This window comes from Devosia sp. (genome assembly GCF_036676215.1).
GTDB lineage: Bacteria > Pseudomonadota > Alphaproteobacteria > Rhizobiales > Devosiaceae > Devosia.
In genome coordinates this window covers 1-16,072 of record NZ_JAKFDJ010000229.1, presented here as the reverse complement: position 1 = coordinate 16,072, position 16,072 = coordinate 1, and the positions used below count along the sequence as shown (strand labels likewise).

At 64.2% G+C, this 16,072-nt stretch carries 18 protein-coding genes and 1 tRNA gene; 6 read left to right on the top strand and 13 right to left on the bottom strand.

All coding sequences use genetic code 11. From position 1 onward, the window contains the following. From trpA to aroA, 10 genes are all read right to left on the bottom strand, one after another. A partial coding sequence (gene trpA, locus V6M52_RS19560) for a tryptophan synthase subunit alpha (RefSeq protein ID WP_332702682.1) occupies nucleotides 1-333 on the bottom strand: 333 nt, incomplete at its 3' end. Nucleotides 334-335: 2 nt separating this feature from the next. Continuing rightward, nucleotides 336-1,553: a tryptophan synthase subunit beta gene (gene trpB / locus V6M52_RS19555; protein ID WP_332702680.1), complete on the bottom strand. Its 1,218-nt coding sequence runs from the start codon at nucleotides 1,551-1,553 to the stop codon at nucleotides 336-338. A 58-nt stretch (nucleotides 1,554-1,611) separates the two neighbouring features. Continuing rightward, entirely contained in the window at nucleotides 1,612-2,259 is a 648-nt protein-coding gene (locus tag V6M52_RS19550) for a phosphoribosylanthranilate isomerase (RefSeq protein ID WP_332702678.1), read from the bottom strand. A gap of 7 nt (nucleotides 2,260-2,266) precedes the next feature. Next, nucleotides 2,267-2,629, bottom strand: coding sequence for a lipopolysaccharide assembly protein LapA domain-containing protein (locus V6M52_RS19545; protein ID WP_332702676.1), 363 nt, complete (start codon nucleotides 2,627-2,629; stop codon nucleotides 2,267-2,269). A gap of 30 nt (nucleotides 2,630-2,659) precedes the next feature. Next, nucleotides 2,660-2,941 carry an integration host factor subunit beta gene (locus V6M52_RS19540; protein WP_146291309.1) on the bottom strand — a complete coding sequence of 94 codons (282 nt, stop codon included), beginning with the start codon at nucleotides 2,939-2,941 and terminating at the stop codon, nucleotides 2,660-2,662. A 38-nt stretch (nucleotides 2,942-2,979) separates the two neighbouring features. After that, nucleotides 2,980-3,942: a signal peptide peptidase SppA gene (gene sppA / locus V6M52_RS19535; RefSeq protein ID WP_332688644.1), complete on the bottom strand. Its 963-nt coding sequence runs from the start codon at nucleotides 3,940-3,942 to the stop codon at nucleotides 2,980-2,982. Between the two features lie 57 nt (nucleotides 3,943-3,999). Beyond that, nucleotides 4,000-4,500, bottom strand: coding sequence for a GNAT family N-acetyltransferase (locus V6M52_RS19530; RefSeq protein ID WP_332702674.1), 501 nt, complete (start codon nucleotides 4,498-4,500; stop codon nucleotides 4,000-4,002). Nucleotides 4,501-4,567: 67 nt separating this feature from the next. Then, on the bottom strand, nucleotides 4,568-6,280 hold the full coding sequence (rpsA, locus tag V6M52_RS19525; protein WP_332702672.1) for a 30S ribosomal protein S1: 1,713 nt from the start codon (nucleotides 6,278-6,280) through the stop codon (nucleotides 4,568-4,570). 171 nt (nucleotides 6,281-6,451) lie between these two features. Beyond that, nucleotides 6,452-7,090, bottom strand: coding sequence for a (d)CMP kinase (locus V6M52_RS19520; RefSeq protein ID WP_332702670.1), 639 nt, complete (start codon nucleotides 7,088-7,090; stop codon nucleotides 6,452-6,454). Continuing rightward, the gene (aroA, locus tag V6M52_RS19515) at nucleotides 7,087-8,454 is read right to left on the bottom strand and encodes a 3-phosphoshikimate 1-carboxyvinyltransferase (RefSeq protein ID WP_332702668.1); all 1,368 of its coding nucleotides are present in this window, start codon (nucleotides 8,452-8,454) and stop codon (nucleotides 7,087-7,089) included. Before aroA ends, V6M52_RS19520 begins: the two co-directional genes overlap by 4 nt. 175 nt (nucleotides 8,455-8,629) lie before the next feature. Between aroA and V6M52_RS19510 the strand changes: the two genes are divergently transcribed. Both V6M52_RS19510 and V6M52_RS19505 read left to right on the top strand, forming a co-directional pair. Then, nucleotides 8,630-9,031: a TIGR02300 family protein gene (locus tag V6M52_RS19510; RefSeq protein ID WP_332688654.1), complete on the top strand. Its 402-nt coding sequence runs from the start codon at nucleotides 8,630-8,632 to the stop codon at nucleotides 9,029-9,031. Nucleotides 9,032-9,172: 141 nt separating this feature from the next. Next, nucleotides 9,173-9,248: transfer RNA gene (locus V6M52_RS19505), tRNA-Ala, on the top strand. Between the two features lie 295 nt (nucleotides 9,249-9,543). On the opposite strand, the gene V6M52_RS19500 is transcribed toward V6M52_RS19505, so the two are convergent. Then, nucleotides 9,544-10,944 carry an MFS transporter gene (locus V6M52_RS19500; protein WP_332702666.1) on the bottom strand — a complete coding sequence of 467 codons (1,401 nt, stop codon included), beginning with the start codon at nucleotides 10,942-10,944 and terminating at the stop codon, nucleotides 9,544-9,546. A gap of 127 nt (nucleotides 10,945-11,071) precedes the next feature. Here V6M52_RS19500 and V6M52_RS19495 point away from each other — a divergent pair, with 127 nt between their 5' ends. Further along, nucleotides 11,072-12,031 carry a LysR family transcriptional regulator gene (locus V6M52_RS19495; protein ID WP_332702664.1) on the top strand — a complete coding sequence of 320 codons (960 nt, stop codon included), beginning with the start codon at nucleotides 11,072-11,074 and terminating at the stop codon, nucleotides 12,029-12,031. Here the strand turns inward: V6M52_RS19495 and V6M52_RS19490 are convergent. Next, the gene (locus V6M52_RS19490) at nucleotides 12,028-12,570 is read right to left on the bottom strand and encodes an SRPBCC family protein (RefSeq protein WP_332702662.1); all 543 of its coding nucleotides are present in this window, start codon (nucleotides 12,568-12,570) and stop codon (nucleotides 12,028-12,030) included. The two genes, V6M52_RS19495 and V6M52_RS19490, sit on opposite strands and share 4 nt — an antisense overlap. An 87-nt stretch (nucleotides 12,571-12,657) precedes the next feature. On the opposite strand from V6M52_RS19490, the gene V6M52_RS19485 reads away from it, so the two are divergent. The 3 genes from V6M52_RS19485 to V6M52_RS19475 all read left to right on the top strand — a co-directional run bounded on the left by V6M52_RS19485 (nucleotide 12,658) and on the right by V6M52_RS19475 (nucleotide 15,762). Continuing rightward, the gene (locus tag V6M52_RS19485) at nucleotides 12,658-13,848 is read left to right on the top strand and encodes a winged helix-turn-helix domain-containing protein (RefSeq protein WP_442881894.1); all 1,191 of its coding nucleotides are present in this window, start codon (nucleotides 12,658-12,660) and stop codon (nucleotides 13,846-13,848) included. A gap of 225 nt (nucleotides 13,849-14,073) precedes the next feature. Continuing rightward, the gene (gene pncB / locus V6M52_RS19480; RefSeq protein WP_332702658.1) at nucleotides 14,074-15,384 is read left to right on the top strand and encodes a nicotinate phosphoribosyltransferase; all 1,311 of its coding nucleotides are present in this window, start codon (nucleotides 14,074-14,076) and stop codon (nucleotides 15,382-15,384) included. Between the two features lie 123 nt (nucleotides 15,385-15,507). Next, nucleotides 15,508-15,762 carry a hypothetical protein gene (locus V6M52_RS19475; protein ID WP_332702656.1) on the top strand — a complete coding sequence of 85 codons (255 nt, stop codon included), beginning with the start codon at nucleotides 15,508-15,510 and terminating at the stop codon, nucleotides 15,760-15,762. On the opposite strand, the gene V6M52_RS19470 is transcribed toward V6M52_RS19475, so the two are convergent. Next, nucleotides 15,759-15,989, bottom strand: a complete 231-nt coding sequence (locus tag V6M52_RS19470) for a hypothetical protein (RefSeq protein ID WP_332702654.1) — start codon at nucleotides 15,987-15,989, stop codon at nucleotides 15,759-15,761. The two genes, V6M52_RS19475 and V6M52_RS19470, sit on opposite strands and share 4 nt — an antisense overlap. Between the last annotated feature and the right edge of the window lie 83 nt (nucleotides 15,990-16,072).

Sequence of the window (16,072 nt, the reverse complement as noted above, 5' to 3'; positions counted from 1 at the left end):
GACGCCGAAAATGTAGATGGGGTTGTAATAGCCCATCAGCACGATGGGCGTAGTCTCGTCCTTGCGGCGGAAATCCTCCACCATGCCGAGCACGCCGCGCAGCGTCTGGCCCGCGGCCAGCGCGCGCTGTCCGCCCAGCTGGATGGCTACGCCATCGGCCATAGGGTCGGAAAACGGCATGCCCAGCTCGATAATGTCGGCGCCCGCCTGCGGCAGCGCCTCAAGGATCGCCTGACCCGTTGCAAGGTCAGGGTCGCCACCCATGACAAAGGTGACAAGGGCCGGCCGGCCGGCGGCCTTGACCTCGGCGAAACGCTTTTCGATACGCGACATGACTACAGCAGCCCCAGATATTTGCCGACGCTCTCGACGTCCTTGTCGCCGCGCCCGGACAGGCACAGCACGATCGATTGATCCTTGCCCATAGTCGCGGCGACCTTCATCAGCTGCGCCAGCCCATGCGCCGATTCCAGTGCCGGAATGATGCCTTCGAGCCGCGTGCACAGCTGGAAGGCGTCGAGCGCCTCATTGTCGGTGATCGGCGCATAGGTCACGCGTTTGCTGTCATGCAGGAATGCATGTTCCGGGCCAACGCCGGGATAGTCGAGCCCGGCCGAAATGGAATGGCCTTCCAGGATCTGCCCGTCGCTGTCCTGCAGCAGATAGGTGCGGTTGCCATGCAGCACGCCGGGGCGGCCGCCGGTCATGCTCGCGGCATGGCCGTTCTCGGTGTCGATGCCGTGTCCGCCCGCCTCGGCGCCGTATAGTGCGACTTCGGGATCATCGAGAAAGGCGTGGAAGCTGCCGATGGCGTTGGAGCCGCCACCGACGCAGGCGACCACCGCGTCGGGCAGCTTGCCCTCGGTCTCCTTGAACTGCGCCTTGAGCTCGGTGCCGATCACCGATTGAAAGTCGCGCACCATCTCCGGATAGGGATGCGGCCCCGCCGCCGTGCCGATCAGGTAATAGGTCGTGTCGACATTGGTGACCCAGTCGCGCAAGGCCTCGTTCATCGCGTCCTTGAGCGTGCCGGCGCCGGCCGTCACCGGCCGCACTTCGGCGCCCAGCATCTTCATGCGCAGCACATTGGGCATCTGCCGCTCGACATCGGTGGCGCCCATGAAAATGGTGCAGGGCAGGTCGAACTTGGCGCAGACGGTGGCCGTGGCCACGCCATGCTGGCCGGCGCCGGTTTCGGCAATCACCCGCGTCTTGCCCATGCGTTTGGCCAATAGAATCTGGCCCAGGCAATTGTTGATCTTGTGGGAGCCGGTATGGTTGAGCTCCTCGCGCTTGAACCAGACTTTCGCCCCGCCCAGATGCTCGGTCAACCGCTTGGCGAAATAGAGCGGGCTGGGCCGGCCGGCATAGTGCACCGAGAGGTCATCCAGCTCGGCCTTGAACGCCGGATCGATCTTGGCGGCGCGGTAATGCGCCTCGAGGTCGAGGATCAGCGGCATCAGTGTTTCGGCAACGAAGCGTCCGCCATAAAGGCCGAAGCGACCCTGGTCGTCGGGGCCGTTGCGCAGGGAATTGAGGCCTTCGGTATCCACGCGGTCCATCCTTCGATATCTGGCCGCATCCGGCCAATGGAGACCGGGGGGCTTTGGCTTACACGGCGGCGCGGGCGTTTCGGATGAACGCTTCGATCATCTGCCGGTCCTTGACGCCGGGCGCAGACTCCACGCCCGAGGACACATCCACGCCGAACGGCCGGACCGTCCTGATCGCCTCTGCCACCGTCTGCGGTGTCAGGCCACCGGAAAGCATGAAGGGGATGGACGGGTCAAGCGCCTTGAGCAGGGTCCAGTCGAAGGTTTCGCCCAGCCCACCCGGCCGGTCGGCGCCCTTGGGCGGCTTGGCATCGACCAGGATGCGGTCGGCGACTTCGACGAAATCGGCGACATGGGCCACGTCCTCGGCCGAACCGATGGGCAGGGCCTTGATGATCTCGACCCCCGCCTCGGCGCGAATGGCCTCGACGCGATGCGGGCTTTCGGGTCCGTGCAGCTGGATCCAGTCAGGCCCCAGCGCCGCCACTTCGGCCACGCAGCTATTGTCGGGATTGACCAGCACCACGCAGGTCTCGACGCGGCCGCGCGCCGCCGAAATCAGCGAGCCGATCTCTTCGATCGTGGCATGGCGGGGCGAGCGCGAGAAATGCATGAACCCGACCATATCGGCGCCGGCCGCGATGGCAGCGTCCAGGATATCGGGAGTCTTGATGCCGCAAATCTTGATAATCAGGGGATCGGCCATGGGTTGCTCAGCGCAGCTCCAGCAGGTCATCGACTTCGGCCTGCGGGCCGGCAATAGCCTGGCCCTGGTGCCGCCGCAACGTTTCCAGCTCGCCATTGAGCTGGTGGGCCTCGCGCCGCCAGTGCTTTTCGCCCCGGCGGTGGCGGGCCTGCGCAAACCAGGTGGCGGTGCCGCCCAGCAGCACCCCCACCAGCAGCACTACGTAAAGCACCACGAAGAGCGGCACCCCATAACCGGGGGCGACGGCGCTCTCGACCGGCGCAAAGGGATTGAAATTGATCGCGACAAAATGCCGGTTGGCGAGGGCAAAAACGATCAGTCCCAGGCAAAGCGGAACAAGCACCACCCAACCGACAATTTTATTGACCATATGTCTGGTGCCTATGGAGCCCTGGCCCCGTTACGAACGGTTGAGCCGCTCGCGGATTTCCTTGCCGGCCTTGAATTGCGGCACGTATTTCTCGCCCACATCGACCTGCTCGCCGGTGCGCGGATTGCGCCCGATGCGGGCCGGGCGGTTCTTGACCGAGAAGGCACCAAAGCCGCGCAGCTCGACACGGTCGCCGCGCGCCATGGCGTCCCCGATCTCGTCGAGGATGGCGTTGACGATATTCTCGATATCCCGCTGGAACAGATGTGGATTTTCCGCCGCGAGCTTCTCGACGAGTTCCGACTTGATCATCCCTGGCTCCAGTTGCGAGGCCGTCCCTACTCCCAATATCAGGAGTGCGAGCCAACCTGCCAAAGCGAGACCAGCCCGTCAAGCGTGATGGGCCCATCGGGCAGGCCAAGCGCGGCGCGCGCCTGCCCGTTTAGGAAGATTCCAAGCAGGTCAAGGCCCAGTTCCGGCTCGGGCCACACTGTCTTGACTTCCAGATCGGTGGGCACATCACGTTCCGCCTCAAGCCACGCAATGGCCTCGACTTCCCCGCCAATGGCGTCGATCAGGCCGGCTTCCATGCCGACCCGGCCGGTGACGATGCGGCCATCGGCCAGTGCCAGCGTCGCGGGACGCGTCAGGCCGCGCCGTTCGGCGACGACGTCGACGAACCACTGGAAGCTGTCATCGACCAGGGCCGCGATGGAGGCGCGCGGGGCGCCCTCGAGCGGCTCATCGAAGTCCGGTTCCGCCTTGAGCGGCCCCGAAGCCACCTTGTCGAGATCGACGCCGATGGTTTCCAGCAGCTTGCCGGCATTGACGTGCTGGTACAGCACGCCGATGGAGCCGACGATGGAAAGCCTGCGGGCAAAGATATGGTCAGTGGCGATGGCGGTCATATAGGCGGCCGAGGCGCCCAGTTCCTTGATGACCGCGACGGTCGGCTTGCTGGCGCGCAACTGCCCCAGCGCCTCATAGAGCTCCTCGCCGCCAGCGGTCGTGCCGCCGGGCGAGTTGATGGCGACAATCACCGCCTTGACCGCGCCGTCCTCGGCCAGCGCTTCGATGGTCCGCAGCCGGCCCGGATCGGTAGCGATGGCGCCATCGATCACCAGCCGCGCCACATAGTCGCCCGTCGGACTCTGGGGCAGGGCAAAGCGGCCCAGGCCCACGATGACAGCGATGGCCAGCGCGATAAAGGTCAGCACGCGCCAGAGTCCGCGTGAGCGGCGATAAGTCTCGGCGGCGATCACACCATGCGCGTCAAGCGGGCGCGATGATTCGGAAACGGGCTGGTCGGTCATTTTAGCCTCATGCGTGGGCGGTGCAGTCGCGTAGGGCCGGGCGGCCGGCTTGGCAAGTCAGAAGCGCCGAACCATGAACCGGGCGGCGTGTTCATAGCTATTGAGCTTGTCGGCCAGTTCGGGCCGGGCCTCGGCGCGGAAACCATGCTTGTACCAGAAGGGCAGCGAACCATTCACCGCCACGAGGCTGACATTGGCAAAACCTGCCGCCCGGGCGTGGCGCAACATGTCGCCCACGATCATGGCAGCGGCCCCGGTGCCGCGCGCTGAGGGCAGCAAAGCCAGGTCGTGCAGATAATAGGTATCGGCATCGGCGGGAAGTACACCCAACAGTGCATTGAGCGCTGGCAGCTCTGCGAACCGCCAAGGATGGGAGAGGATATAGCCCGACGGCTTGCCGTCGAGTTCAAGCAGCCGCGTCCCCTCCGGATAGAGGCGCTGGCGTTCGGCAAACACCGCCGTGTCCTCGGGAAAGGTGGGATGCACGATCGCTGCGATTGCCTCGACTGCCGGCAGGTCAAGCGTGGTCAGGGCGCGCCAGTGCATTGCTATGTTCATCCACTCCTTAAAAAGCAAAAGGCCCGCGCTGTGAAGCGCGGGCCTGAAGTTTGGCGATCGGCGAGAATTACTTCTCTTCGCGGCCCTTGAGGGCAGCGCCCAGGATGTCGCCCAGCGATGCGCCCGAATCGGACGAACCGTAATTGGCGACAGCTTCCTTTTCCTCGGCGATTTCGAGCGCCTTGATGGAAAGCTGGATGCGGCTGGTCTTGCGATCGTACTGGGTGACGCGTGCGTCGACCTTTTCGCCCTTGGAGAAACGCTCCGGGCGCTGGTCGTTGCGGTCGCGGCTGAGATCGGCACGACGGATGAACGCGGTCATCTCGGTGTCGGCGATGCGGACTTCGATGCCCCCATCGTTGACTTCGATGACGGTGCCGGTCACGACAGCGCCCTTGCGGATGCCGCCGGTCTCGCCGGTGTCGCCCGAGGCCGCAGAGGCTTCGCCAGCCGAGAGCTGCTTGATGCCCAGGCTGATGCGTTCCTTTTCGACGTCAACATCGAGGACCTTGGCCGAAACCATGTCACCGCGGTTGTAGTCTTCCAGGGCCACTTCGCCCGACTTCTGCCAGTCGAGGTCGGAAAGGTGAACCATGCCGTCCACATCGCCGTCGAGGCCGATGAACAGACCGAATTCGGTCTTGTTCTTGACTTCGCCTTCGATGACCGAACCGACCGGGAACTTCTCGGCGAAGCTTTCCCATGGATTGGCCAGGGTCTGCTTGAGGCCGAGCGAGATGCGGCGCTTGTCCGGATCCACTTCCAGCACGACGACTTCGACTTCCTGGGAGGTCGACACGATCTTGCCGGGGTGGACGTTCTTCTTGGTCCAGCTCATTTCCGAGACGTGGATCAGGCCTTCGATGCCGGGCTCGAGTTCAACAAAAGCACCGTAGTCGGTGATGTTGGTGACGCGGCCGGTGAACTTGGCCTCGATCGGATACTTGGCTTCGATGCCATCCCACGGATCGGCCTGAAGCTGCTTCATGCCGAGCGAGATACGATGAGACTCGTGGTTGATACGGACGATCTGGACCTTGATGGTCTCGCCGATCGTCAGCACTTCGGACGGGTGGTTCACGCGACGCCATGCGATGTCGGTGACGTGCAGCAGGCCGTCAATGCCGCCGAGATCAACGAACGCACCGTAATCGGTGATGTTCTTGACCACGCCGTCGACAACCTGGCCCTCTTCGAGCTGCTGGACGATTTCCGAACGCTGTTCGGCGCGCGACTCTTCGAGAATGGCACGACGCGACACGACGATATTGCCGCGACGCTTGTCCATCTTGAGGATCTGGAACGGCTGCAGCACGTTCATCAGCGGAGCGATATCGCGGATCGGGCGGATATCGACCTGGCTGCGCGGCAGGAACGCAACGGCGCCTTCGAGGTCGACCGTGAAGCCGCCCTTGACCTGGTTGAAGATGGTGCCTTCAACGCGCTCATTGTTGTTGTACATTTCTTCGAGCTTGACCCAGCTCTCTTCGCGGCGGGCCTTCTCGCGGCTGAGGACAGCCTCGCCGGCAGCGTTCTCGACGCGGTCGACATAGACCTCGACGATGGAACCCACCTTGATGGTGCCGTCACGGCCAGCCTGGCCGAATTCCTTCAGCGCGATACGGCCTTCGGTCTTGAGACCGACGTCGATGATCGCCAGGTCCTTTTCGATCGCGACGACCGTGCCCTTGACGACGGCGCCTTCCAAAGGCTCGTTGTCGACAAACGAGTCCATCAAAAGGGATTCAAAATCTTCTTTCGTCACAGTTTGCTGTGCCAAATATCATCTCCGATGCACCGGTGGCTGGGGTTAGGATCGAGGTTTGCCATCTCGCACGAAACGAGGATGCCGGCGCGCGAACGCCCGATCGAGAGGTTGATTTGCGGTAGTGTCCGGTGGCTTCGCTGGATGATTGCCGGGGCCGAACCGCACAAGGTTGGATTTGAGCCTTTACAGCCCTGCCTTGCGCGCCATGGTCCCATCGACAATCGCGATGGCTGCGCGGAGTGCGGCTTCTATATCGAGAAGCGTCGTATCGAGCAAGTGCGCGTCGTCCGCTTTGTAGAAGCCGCCATTGGGGTTGAGCATGTCACGCGCATCCCGCTCTTCTATCTGGTGATAGAGCGCATAGCGGTCAACCACCTGGCCACGTGCCTCGAGCTGGCGGGCCCGGCGCTCCATGCGGGACTTTGAATCGGCCTGGATGAACAGCTTCACATCGGCTTCGGGGGCGATGACTGTGCCGATATCGCGCCCGTCGAGCACCGCGCCGCCCTCCTGGGTGGCGAAGTCCCGCTGATAATCGAACAGGGCCGCCCGCACCAGCCCGATCACCGCCACCTTGCTGGCCAGCGTACCGACCTTGGACGACAGAAGATACTCGGGTTCGATGTCGCTCTCGTCCAGCGTCTGCGCGGCGGTGATGGCGCGCTGTTCGAATTCGGGTGAATTCTCATAAGCCTCAACGGCGCGTCCGACGGCGCGGTAGAGCAGGCCGGTATCGAGATAGGGCAGGTTGTAGTGGCGGGCCAGGCCCGAGGCCAGCGTGCCCTTGCCAGAGGCGGCGGGGCCGTCGACGGCGATGATCATGACGATCGTCCTTTCACGGGTTCGAACCGGGCGCCGACTGCGGTCAAGGCGGTCACGAAGCCGGGAAAGTGTTCGGCGATGGCGCTGGTATCGTCCAGGCTCACCCGGTGCCGGCTGGCCAGCCCCAGCACCAGAAAACTCATGGCAATGGCGGAGTCGCCCCGGCTGATCACCATGCCGCCCCCCTCGACCTTGCCTTCCCCGCCTATGGTGAGGCTCGTGTCGCCCTCGGCAACCGTCACCTTGCTGGCGGCCAGACCCGCCGCAAGCGCGGCGAGGCGGTCGCGCTCCCCCTGGCGCAGTTCGGCGAGCCCCTCGATCACCGTCTCGCCCTGCGCATAGGCCGCCGCCATGGCCAGGGCAGGAATGTCGTCGAGCATGATGGCGGCATGGTCGGCCGCGATCCGTATGCCCTTGAGACGGGAGGAGCGGACCCGCAAGTCGGCGACATGTTCGCCGGCGATCTCGCGCTGGTTGATAAACTGGATATCGCCGCCCATTTCGAGCAGCGTGTCGATGAGGCCGGTGCGGGTGGGGTTGACCAGCACATTTTCTACCAGCAGGTCGGAGCCCGGCACGATCAGCGCCGCTACCAGTGGATAGGCGGCCGATGTGGGATCGCCCGGCACTTGAACATGGCATGGGCGCAATTCGGTGAGCCCGGTAATGCTGATGGTTGTCGCACCGGCTTCATCGGCGGTTGTGCCGATGGTGGCGCCGAACGCGGCCAGCAGCTTTTCGATATGGTCGCGCGTCGGCACCGGCTCGACCACCGTGCTGGTTCCCGCCATCTGGGCTGCCGCCAGCAGCAAAGCCGATTTGATCGGCTCGGACGGCGCTGCCATCACCTGCTGGACCGGCAGGGGCGCCGTCGGGCCACGCAGGGTGAGCGGCAATCCGCTATCGACCGATTCCTCGATGGCGACGCCGATCGGCTCCAGCGCCTCGAGCAATGCCCGCAACGGCCGCCGCATCAGGGCCGGCCCCCCGGTGAAACGGCTGGCAAAGCTGTAGGGCGCTACAAGACCCAGCAGCAAATCCAGTCCAATGTCGGAATTCTTGAGATCCAGCCGCGCCGCTGGCGCCAGCAGGCCCCCCACGCCCAGCCCATGCACATACCACGCCCCGCCCGAGGCCTCGATGCGCACCCCCAGCTGGCGCAGGGCCACGGCCATGGCCATGACCTCGGCGGATTCCAGCAGGCCCTCGATGGTTGTGCGACCCACCGCCAGCGCGCCCAGCACCAGCGCGCCATGCGATATGGCCTTGTCTCCGGGCGTGACAAAGCGCCCCGTGAGCGGGTCGGCGCCATGGCTGGCAAGCGGGACGGGACTGGCGGGAATCTCTGTAATGGTGTCGGTCATGGGTGAGCTGGCTTTAGCATGGCCCGGCGCGGCAATGCCACTACCCCTCGCCCGCGAGAGGCAGCTCTCCACATTTTCGGTTTGACAGTGGCCGGGTTTGCCCATAACCGGACTGACCGAACCGGGGCAGGTCTTAGGATTTCTGGCCCCGCAAACCTTACGACGAGGAACATCGATGGCCAGTTCCGAACGCGGCACCAAACGTACCGATCCCGAGACGGGCAAGAAGTTCTACGACCTGAATATGGACCCGATTGTCTCGCCCTATACCGGCAAGAGCTATCCGCGCTCCTATTTCGAGCAGATCCTGGTCAGCAAGGCGGCGCCCATTGCCCGCAAGGCCGAGGTCGAGGACGAAGAAGAAATCGAAGAGGAGGTCGCCGATGTCGCGGCCCCCGAGATCGTCAGCCTTGAAGACGCCGATGCCGAAGAAGCCGGCGACGAGGACATTCCTGATGTCGAGGACGTCGAGGTCGACGAAGAACTCGGCGACGACGAGGCCGATGTGTTCCTCGAGGAAGATGAAGACGAGGACGACGAGCTCGGCTTTGACGTCGGCGGCGACGAAGACCGTTGATTTGAATAGGTTTTTCAGCCGGCTGACCGCGTCAGCCGGCTGAACGAAAAAGTGTCATTTAGACACTTGCAAGGGGACGGATCATCCAATAGGTTCCGCCTCGCTTCGGACGGCAAATGCCCTCCAAAGACCCAATGGAATGGGGCCTTAGCTCAGCTGGGAGAGCGCTTGCATGGCATGCAAGAGGTCAGCGGTTCGATCCCGCTAGGCTCCACCAGCCTTCGCTGCGTTGCAGCTTCGGCTCGGCAAGCCTTCGTGGCTAAGCTGAGACTTAGCGGACTTCTCAGAAGCGAAGGCTGTCGCGTCGTAGTTGCGCAGCAACGAAGACGGACCGATCTCAGCACATACCCGACTTGACCTTGCCTGATGTCCGGCTTAGCTCCGGCCATGCAATATGCCTACATTCTCCGCAGCCAGGCCGATCCCGAACGATACGATGTCGGCACCACCACGACCTGCCCGGAAGCGCCTATAGGCCGCCCGGCATGACGCCGGACGGCCATTGCGCGTTGCTACTCGGCCGGCTGGCCCACCGCCGCCGGCATGCGGCGGTCGCGCGGCCCCAGCGCCGCCACCAGCAACGTGAACACCGACAGGGCCGCGACGAACGCCGCGCCGGCGGCATAGGTGTCCCAGCCGGCGCCGGGCGCTGCGGCGAACACTGCCGAGGCAGCGGCCAGCACGATACCGCCGCCGATCTGGAAGGCGGCAAACAAGAGGCCCGAGGCGAGGCCCGACTGGTCCTCCTTGACGTCCGAGAGGGCCGCGACCTGCACCGACGGATAGGTCATGGCGTAGCCAACCCCCATCGGCACCTGAGACAGCGCGGCGAGGAGGATTGGATCGAGCCGGGCTAGTCCCAGCACCCAGACCACATAACCCAGCGCCATCAGCGCCGTACCCAGCGTCATCAGTCCCGTGGCGCCGTGCTTCTGCGCCATTGTGGCGAAGCGCGGCGCCAGCACCATCACGCAGACGCCACCAAACGCAAAGGAGAGCCCGGTGATCAGCGCCGACCAGCCCACCACGTTCTGGTAGTAGAGCGTCGCCACGAACTGGAAGCCGACATAGACGCCCTGGAACAGCCCGGCCACGATATTGGCATGGCTGAGCTTGGCCTTCCGGAAGATCGCGAGCGGCACCATGGGGTCGCTGTGCCGGGTCTCGACTACGAAGAAGAGCGCAATCAGGGCTGCAGCACCAACCAGCGCGCCCCAGGTGGGCGTTGCCCCCCAGCCTTCGGACGCGGCATTCGTGATGCCGAAGACGAAGAGCAGCAGGCCCGGCGTGATGGTGATGGCGCCGGCCCAGTCAAAGCTCGGGCGCGGTCCGCTCCGCCGCTTGTCGGCGGGCAGTACGAACGGCGCCAGTGCCAGCGTCAGCAGGGCGACCGGGGCGCCCATAACCAGCGTGGCGCGCCAGCTGACGATTGTTGCCACGCCGCCCAGCACCATGCCGAGCACATAGCCGGCCGCCCCGGTGGAGGCAAACAGCCCCAGCGCCTTGGCACGGGCGGGTCCTTCGCCGAACACCGACAGCAGCAGCGCCAGCGCCGCCGGCGCGGTGAAGGCCGCCGATATGCCCTTGACGAGGCGCGCCGCGATCAGCGTCGGCCCGCTATCGACGAAACCGCCGGAAAGGCTGGCGGCGGCAAAGACCGCCAGGCCCCAGAGAAAGACCCGACGGTGGCCGAAGATATCGGCGACGCGGCCGCCCAACAGCAGGAAGCCACCATAGCCCAGCACATAGGCGCTGACCGCCCATTGCAGCGAGGTAGCCTCCAGGCCCAGTTCGGTCTGGATGGCGGGCAGGGCGACGCCGATGGTCGAAACGTCCATGGCGTCGAGAAAGTTGGCGGTGCAGAGCAGCAGCAAAGCCAGTCCGGCAGCGCCCCGCATTGTTGGAGTGCTCATTGCAGTCATGTCCCTTTTCAGCGGGCCGGCGGCGCGGGAGGAGTGCGCCAACGGCCAAGGGACGGCAAACTGTACACGGTCGGGCCATATTGCAAATTGATAGTAGGCATGGCACCTATCACTGGCCATGATGAATGACACACTGCTCCGCAAGATCGATCTCAACCTGCTGCTCAGCTTTTCCGTACTGATGCAGGAGCGCAATGTCAGCCGCGCCGCCGAGCGCCTGCTGGTGGGCCAGCCCGGCCTCTCGGCCGCGCTCAAGCGCCTGCGCGAGACGCTCGACGACGAATTGTTCGTCCGGGTAGGGCGCGGCCTGCAGCCGACGCCGCGGGCGCTGGCCATCGCCCCGGCGATCGAGGCGGCTCTTTCGGGCATCGAGCAGGCCATCCGCCCACCGGCGGCCTTCGATCCCGCAAGCTGGGCAGGCGAGTTCCGCATCGGCATGTGCGACAACCTCGAAACCGCGTTTTTCGGCCCGCTGGCGGCCCGCCTACGCCATCTGGCGCCACTATCACGGCTGATCGGCATTGCCTCCGATACCCGCGAGGCGTCGCGCATGCTCGATGACGGCGCCTTCGACTTTTCTGTCTCGGTACATGGCGAGCCATCCTCCTGGCACGTCAAGGCGCCGCTCTTCGATCAATCGCTGATGTGCATCTACGATCCCAGGCAGGTGCAACTCGACGGCCCGCTGGGCCTCGACGATTTCGCGCGCTTCGCCCATGTGGTGGTGTCCTTCGCCGGCAGCACCGCGACCGATATCGACGATGCCTTGCGCCGCGCCGGCCACCAGCGCTCGGTCGTGGCCACGGTGCCGCGCTTCTCCTCGCTGCCCACTGCGCTCAGCGCCATGCCGGCATTGGCCACCGTTCCCGAATCGATCGCCCGCTGCATGGCCAATCTGCATGGACTGGCCCTCGCCGAGCCGCCCATGCCCCTGCCGTCCGAACCGGTGACCATGCTCTATCGCCGCGTCGACCAGGCCGATGGCCGCGCCTTGTGGTTCCGCCGCCTGTTCGTCGCCGTGGCGGCCGAAGCGCTGCAAGCCTCCGGCTGCAAGGCCGGCATCAAACAGGCGGCCTAGCGCAGGCTCGCCACCAGTTTGTCGAGCACCGACTCCAGCCCCATCTTCGACAGCGCCACCGTCTCGGCCGATGCATAGCCGAATTCGCTCCAGCTGAGCTCCGTCTTGCCATCGGGCATTGGCTTGAGCTCAAGCACATGCGGCACCACAGTAGGAATGTCTGGCGGCAGGCCCATGCTCGCGGGGTCGATCACCTTGCCGCTTTCGTCGACCCAGCCATTGTCGAACGCGATCCGTTCATTGGACAACAGTTCGGTATAGGTCCAGCTATTACACATCATCGGGAAGCCCGGCGCCGTCATGCAGACCAGCGTCGCGCCGCCCACTCGCACATCGGTTTCGACGATCGGCGCCGTGAACCCTTGCGGTCCCCACCATTGCTTGATCGCCTCGGCTTCGGTCAACGCCCGCCACACCACCTCTGCCGGCGCATCGATCACGCGGGTCACCGTCAGGTTGAGTGTCTCCGCCATAGCACCCTCCATCGTCGTCGCCATCAGGATGGAGCCCAGAACCAGGCTCCCAAACAGTCTCCGCATCTCGGCCTCCCATCAATATCTATAAGGTTATATACCTTATTAGTTATATAAAATCAAGCGGCGCTCCTGCCATGAATTGACGCTTCCATGGCGCTCCGTTCTTCTAGTCACGCTGCAGATTCGGATTCGGCCTTGCCCAAAGCTCCCCTCACCCTCGAAACGAACCGCGCCCGCCACTTGTGGATCCGCGCCCAGCGGCTCGATTCCGCCGCGCCCTTCGGTGACGCGCCCGCTGCGACGCCCGCCGCCATCGCCCATCTCGGCTACGTGCAGATCGATACCATCAACGTCATCGAGCGCTGCCACCACCACATCCTGTGGTCCCGCATTCCCGCTTATCGCCGGGCTCATCTCGCCCAGGCGCAGTCCATCGACAAATCCGTATTCGAATACTGGACCCATGCGCTGAGCTATGTACCGGTGGCCGATCTGCCGCTCTTCGTGCCATCAATGAAGCTCTACCGCGAGACGCCCAGCCGCTGGTTTGGCTCGGTGACCCCTGACGAAGTCAAGAAGATGCTCAAGCGCCTGCGCAGCGAGGGCCCGCTCTCCATTCGCGATATCGGCGATGATGAACTGGTCGAAAAGACCCATCTCTGGGCCAGCCGCAAGCCGAGCAAGCGGGTGCTGGAGATCATGTTCTATCAAGGCCTGGCCACTGTTTCGGCGCGCCAGGGGATGCTCAAGACCTACGACCTGATGCCGCGCCATTTCGGCTGGGCCGGCCAGCCCAAAGCCGCCACCGAGCGGCAGGTCACCGCCTACAAGCTCGACCGTGCCCTGCGCAGCCAGGGCGTCGTCAGCCTCGATTCGATCTGCCATCTCGATGCGCCGAGCAAGAAGGCGGTCAAGGATCTCATCGACAGCCGCGTCCGCCGCAAGCTGCTCGTCCCCATCACCATCGAAGGCGCCGAAAAAATCCCGCACTGGGCCGAACCCCAAACCCTCGATGCCGCCGCCAGCGAACCGCCGACCCTGGTCCATATCCTCTCACCCTTCGATCCGCTGATCATCCAGCGCAAGCGCCTCAGGCTGTTCTTTGGCTACGACCATGTTTTTGAGGCCTATGTCCCGGCCGCCAAAAGACGATTCGGCTATTTCGCCCTGCCGATTCTCATGGGCGATCGCATCGTCGCTGCCCTCGATCTCAAGACCGACCGTATGGCGGGCAAGCTGCTCACTCAGCGGGAGACCTGGTTCGAAGACGTCGGTGCTGAAGGCAAGGCTGCGATCGACGAAGCGCTGGGTCGGTTCGAGCGGTTTCAACTGGGAGATTGAGCTCTCTCTCACCTCGCCCCTCCGGGGGGAGGTCGACCCGAAGGGTCGGGTGAGGGGTCTCTCCTCCCGCACCGCACCCGGCAAACACCCCTCACCCGTCGGCTACGCCGCCGAGCTCTCCCCGGAGGGGCGAGGTAAGGCCCCAGCCGAACGCCTTCCCCCCATCCCGCCTTTCCAAACCCCCGCGTCGCGCGCTAGAACCCTTGCCGCGAAGTGGGGACACCTATGGCGACTTATACCGACATTGCCCGACGGGTGTATAACCACACCTGGAAGCTCGACCCGATCGTCCGCAGCCTGCTCGATACCGACTTCTATAAGCTGCTGATGCTGCAGATGGTCTGGGGGCTCTATCCCAGGGTCAATGCCACTTTCTCGCTGATCAACCGCACCAGATCGGTGCGGCTGGCCGACGAGATCGACATCGACGAACTGCGCGCCCAACTCGACCACGCCCGCACCCTGCGCTTTTCCAAGAAGGAAATGATCTGGCTGGCGGGTAACAGCTTCTACGGTTCCAAGCAGATTTTCGAGCCGGCCTTCCTCAAATGGCTCGAGGATTTCCGGCTGCCCGAATACGCCCTCGAAAAGCAGGACGGCCAGTTCGTGCTGGAATTTCCCGGCCTCTGGCTCGAAACGTCGATGTGGGAAATCCCGGCCCTCGCCATCATCAATGAGCTGCGCAGCCGGGCGGCGATGAAGCATTACGGCCCCTTCACGCTCGACGTGCTCTATGCCCGCGCCAAGGCCAAGATGTGGGAAAAGGTCGAGCGCCTGCAAAAGCTGCCCGATCTGCGCATTTCCGATTTCGGCACCCGCCGCCGCCACTCGTTCCTCTGGCAGCGCTGGTGCGTCGAGGCGCTCAAGGAAGGCATCGGCGACAATTTCACCGGCACGTCAAACGTCAAGCTGGCCATGGATAACGACCTCGAGGCTTTGGGCACCAATGCCCATGAACTGCCCATGGTGCTGGCCGCGCTGGCGAAGTCAGACGCGGCGCTGATGGCCGCGCCCTATCAGGTGCTGCAGGATTGGGAGAGCTACTATGGCGGCAATCTCAAGATCGTGCTGCCCGATGCCTTCGGCACCGATTCGTTCCTCAAGCACGCCCCCGATTGGGTCGCCGACTGGACCGGCTTCCGCCCCGACAGCGCGCCGGCCATCGAAGGCGGCGAACGCATCATCGCCTGGTGGAAGAGCCGCGGCCGCGATCCGCGCGACAAGCTCCTGATCTTCTCCGACGGGCTCGATGTCGACATGATCGAGGAGGCCTATCTCCATTTCGACGGCAAGGTGCGCATGGCCTTCGGCTGGGGCACCAATCTCACCAATGACTTCGAGGGCTGCGTGCCCGACGGCCCCAATCCGGGGCTCGATCCGATTTCCATCGTCGCCAAGGTCAGCGAAACCAATGGAAGGCCGGCCGTCAAACTGTCGGATAACCCCGCCAAGGCGACCGGCTCACCCGAGGAAATCGCGCGTTATCTGCGCCTCTTCGGCGATGTCGGCCGCGTCGAACACCCCGTCAAGGTGTGATTGGCCGCCACGGCACCGCGAAAGCTAAAATTGTGGAGAAACATTTCTTCCCCGGCGAGCGTTAAGGCCTCGGGAAGGCCCTGCCGGTAGATTGCGGCATGGGGGCTCCCGTTCGGGGCCAGTATGACCATAGAATTGATCGACATCGCCGTCCGCGACAAGGCGGCTCATCCAAGGCTCGCCGGCCGCACCACCGGCCATGTCCGCGCCGTGCTCAGCGAAACCCATGCCGACCGGCAGCAGACCCACGAATTGGCGATTACCGTCTGGGCCGATCTCGCCGCCGATGCCAGCGACGCCGATATCGACATGGCCCTGATGCTCAAGGCCGCCGCCATCATCGCCCGGCTCAAGGCAAGCCTCAACGGGACCGGCTAATTCGTCTCGGCGAAAGCCTTGAGGAATTTGCGCTGCGGTTCGGTAAGCTCGCCCACCCGCTGCGCCGGGACCGGCACCGCGACAGGCTCGTCGACGGCCACATGCCCATATTTCGGCGCATGCGCATAATGGCTTGCCGCCTCCGCACCTAGCCGGCGCTCATCGCGCACGAACCAGATGATCGCCGCGATCACGATTCCCCACAATGCCATAAGCTGCAAAAGCATGCTGGCCTCCGTCAAAACCACCAGCCAGCTATAACTAACGAAACCTTAACGCCCAAACAGATGCTGCCGTTAGGCTTACTGGA

Coding starts and splice junctions, on each gene's coding strand:
- V6M52_RS19550 (WP_332702678.1), bottom strand. CDS start 2,259: ATGGCCGATCCCCTGATTATCAAGATTTGCGGCATCAAGACTCCCGAT.
- V6M52_RS19545 (WP_332702676.1), bottom strand. CDS start 2,629: ATGGTCAATAAAATTGTCGGTTGGGTGGTGCTTGTTCCGCTTTGCCTG.
- V6M52_RS19540 (WP_146291309.1), bottom strand. CDS start 2,941: ATGATCAAGTCGGAACTCGTCGAGAAGCTCGCGGCGGAAAATCCACAT.
- sppA (WP_332688644.1), bottom strand. CDS start 3,942: ATGACCGACCAGCCCGTTTCCGAATCATCGCGCCCGCTTGACGCGCAT.
- V6M52_RS19530 (WP_332702674.1), bottom strand. CDS start 4,500: ATGAACATAGCAATGCACTGGCGCGCCCTGACCACGCTTGACCTGCCG.
- V6M52_RS19520 (WP_332702670.1), bottom strand. CDS start 7,090: ATGATCATCGCCGTCGACGGCCCCGCCGCCTCTGGCAAGGGCACGCTG.
- aroA (WP_332702668.1), bottom strand. CDS start 8,454: ATGACCGACACCATTACAGAGATTCCCGCCAGTCCCGTCCCGCTTGCC.
- V6M52_RS19510 (WP_332688654.1), top strand. CDS start 8,630: ATGGCCAGTTCCGAACGCGGCACCAAACGTACCGATCCCGAGACGGGC.
- V6M52_RS19500 (WP_332702666.1), bottom strand. CDS start 10,944: ATGAGCACTCCAACAATGCGGGGCGCTGCCGGACTGGCTTTGCTGCTG.
- V6M52_RS19495 (WP_332702664.1), top strand. CDS start 11,072: ATGATGAATGACACACTGCTCCGCAAGATCGATCTCAACCTGCTGCTC.
- V6M52_RS19490 (WP_332702662.1), bottom strand. CDS start 12,570: ATGCGGAGACTGTTTGGGAGCCTGGTTCTGGGCTCCATCCTGATGGCG.
- V6M52_RS19485 (WP_442881894.1), top strand. CDS start 12,658: ATGGCGCTCCGTTCTTCTAGTCACGCTGCAGATTCGGATTCGGCCTTG.
- pncB (WP_332702658.1), top strand. CDS start 14,074: ATGGCGACTTATACCGACATTGCCCGACGGGTGTATAACCACACCTGG.
- V6M52_RS19475 (WP_332702656.1), top strand. CDS start 15,508: ATGACCATAGAATTGATCGACATCGCCGTCCGCGACAAGGCGGCTCAT.
- V6M52_RS19470 (WP_332702654.1), bottom strand. CDS start 15,989: ATGCTTTTGCAGCTTATGGCATTGTGGGGAATCGTGATCGCGGCGATC.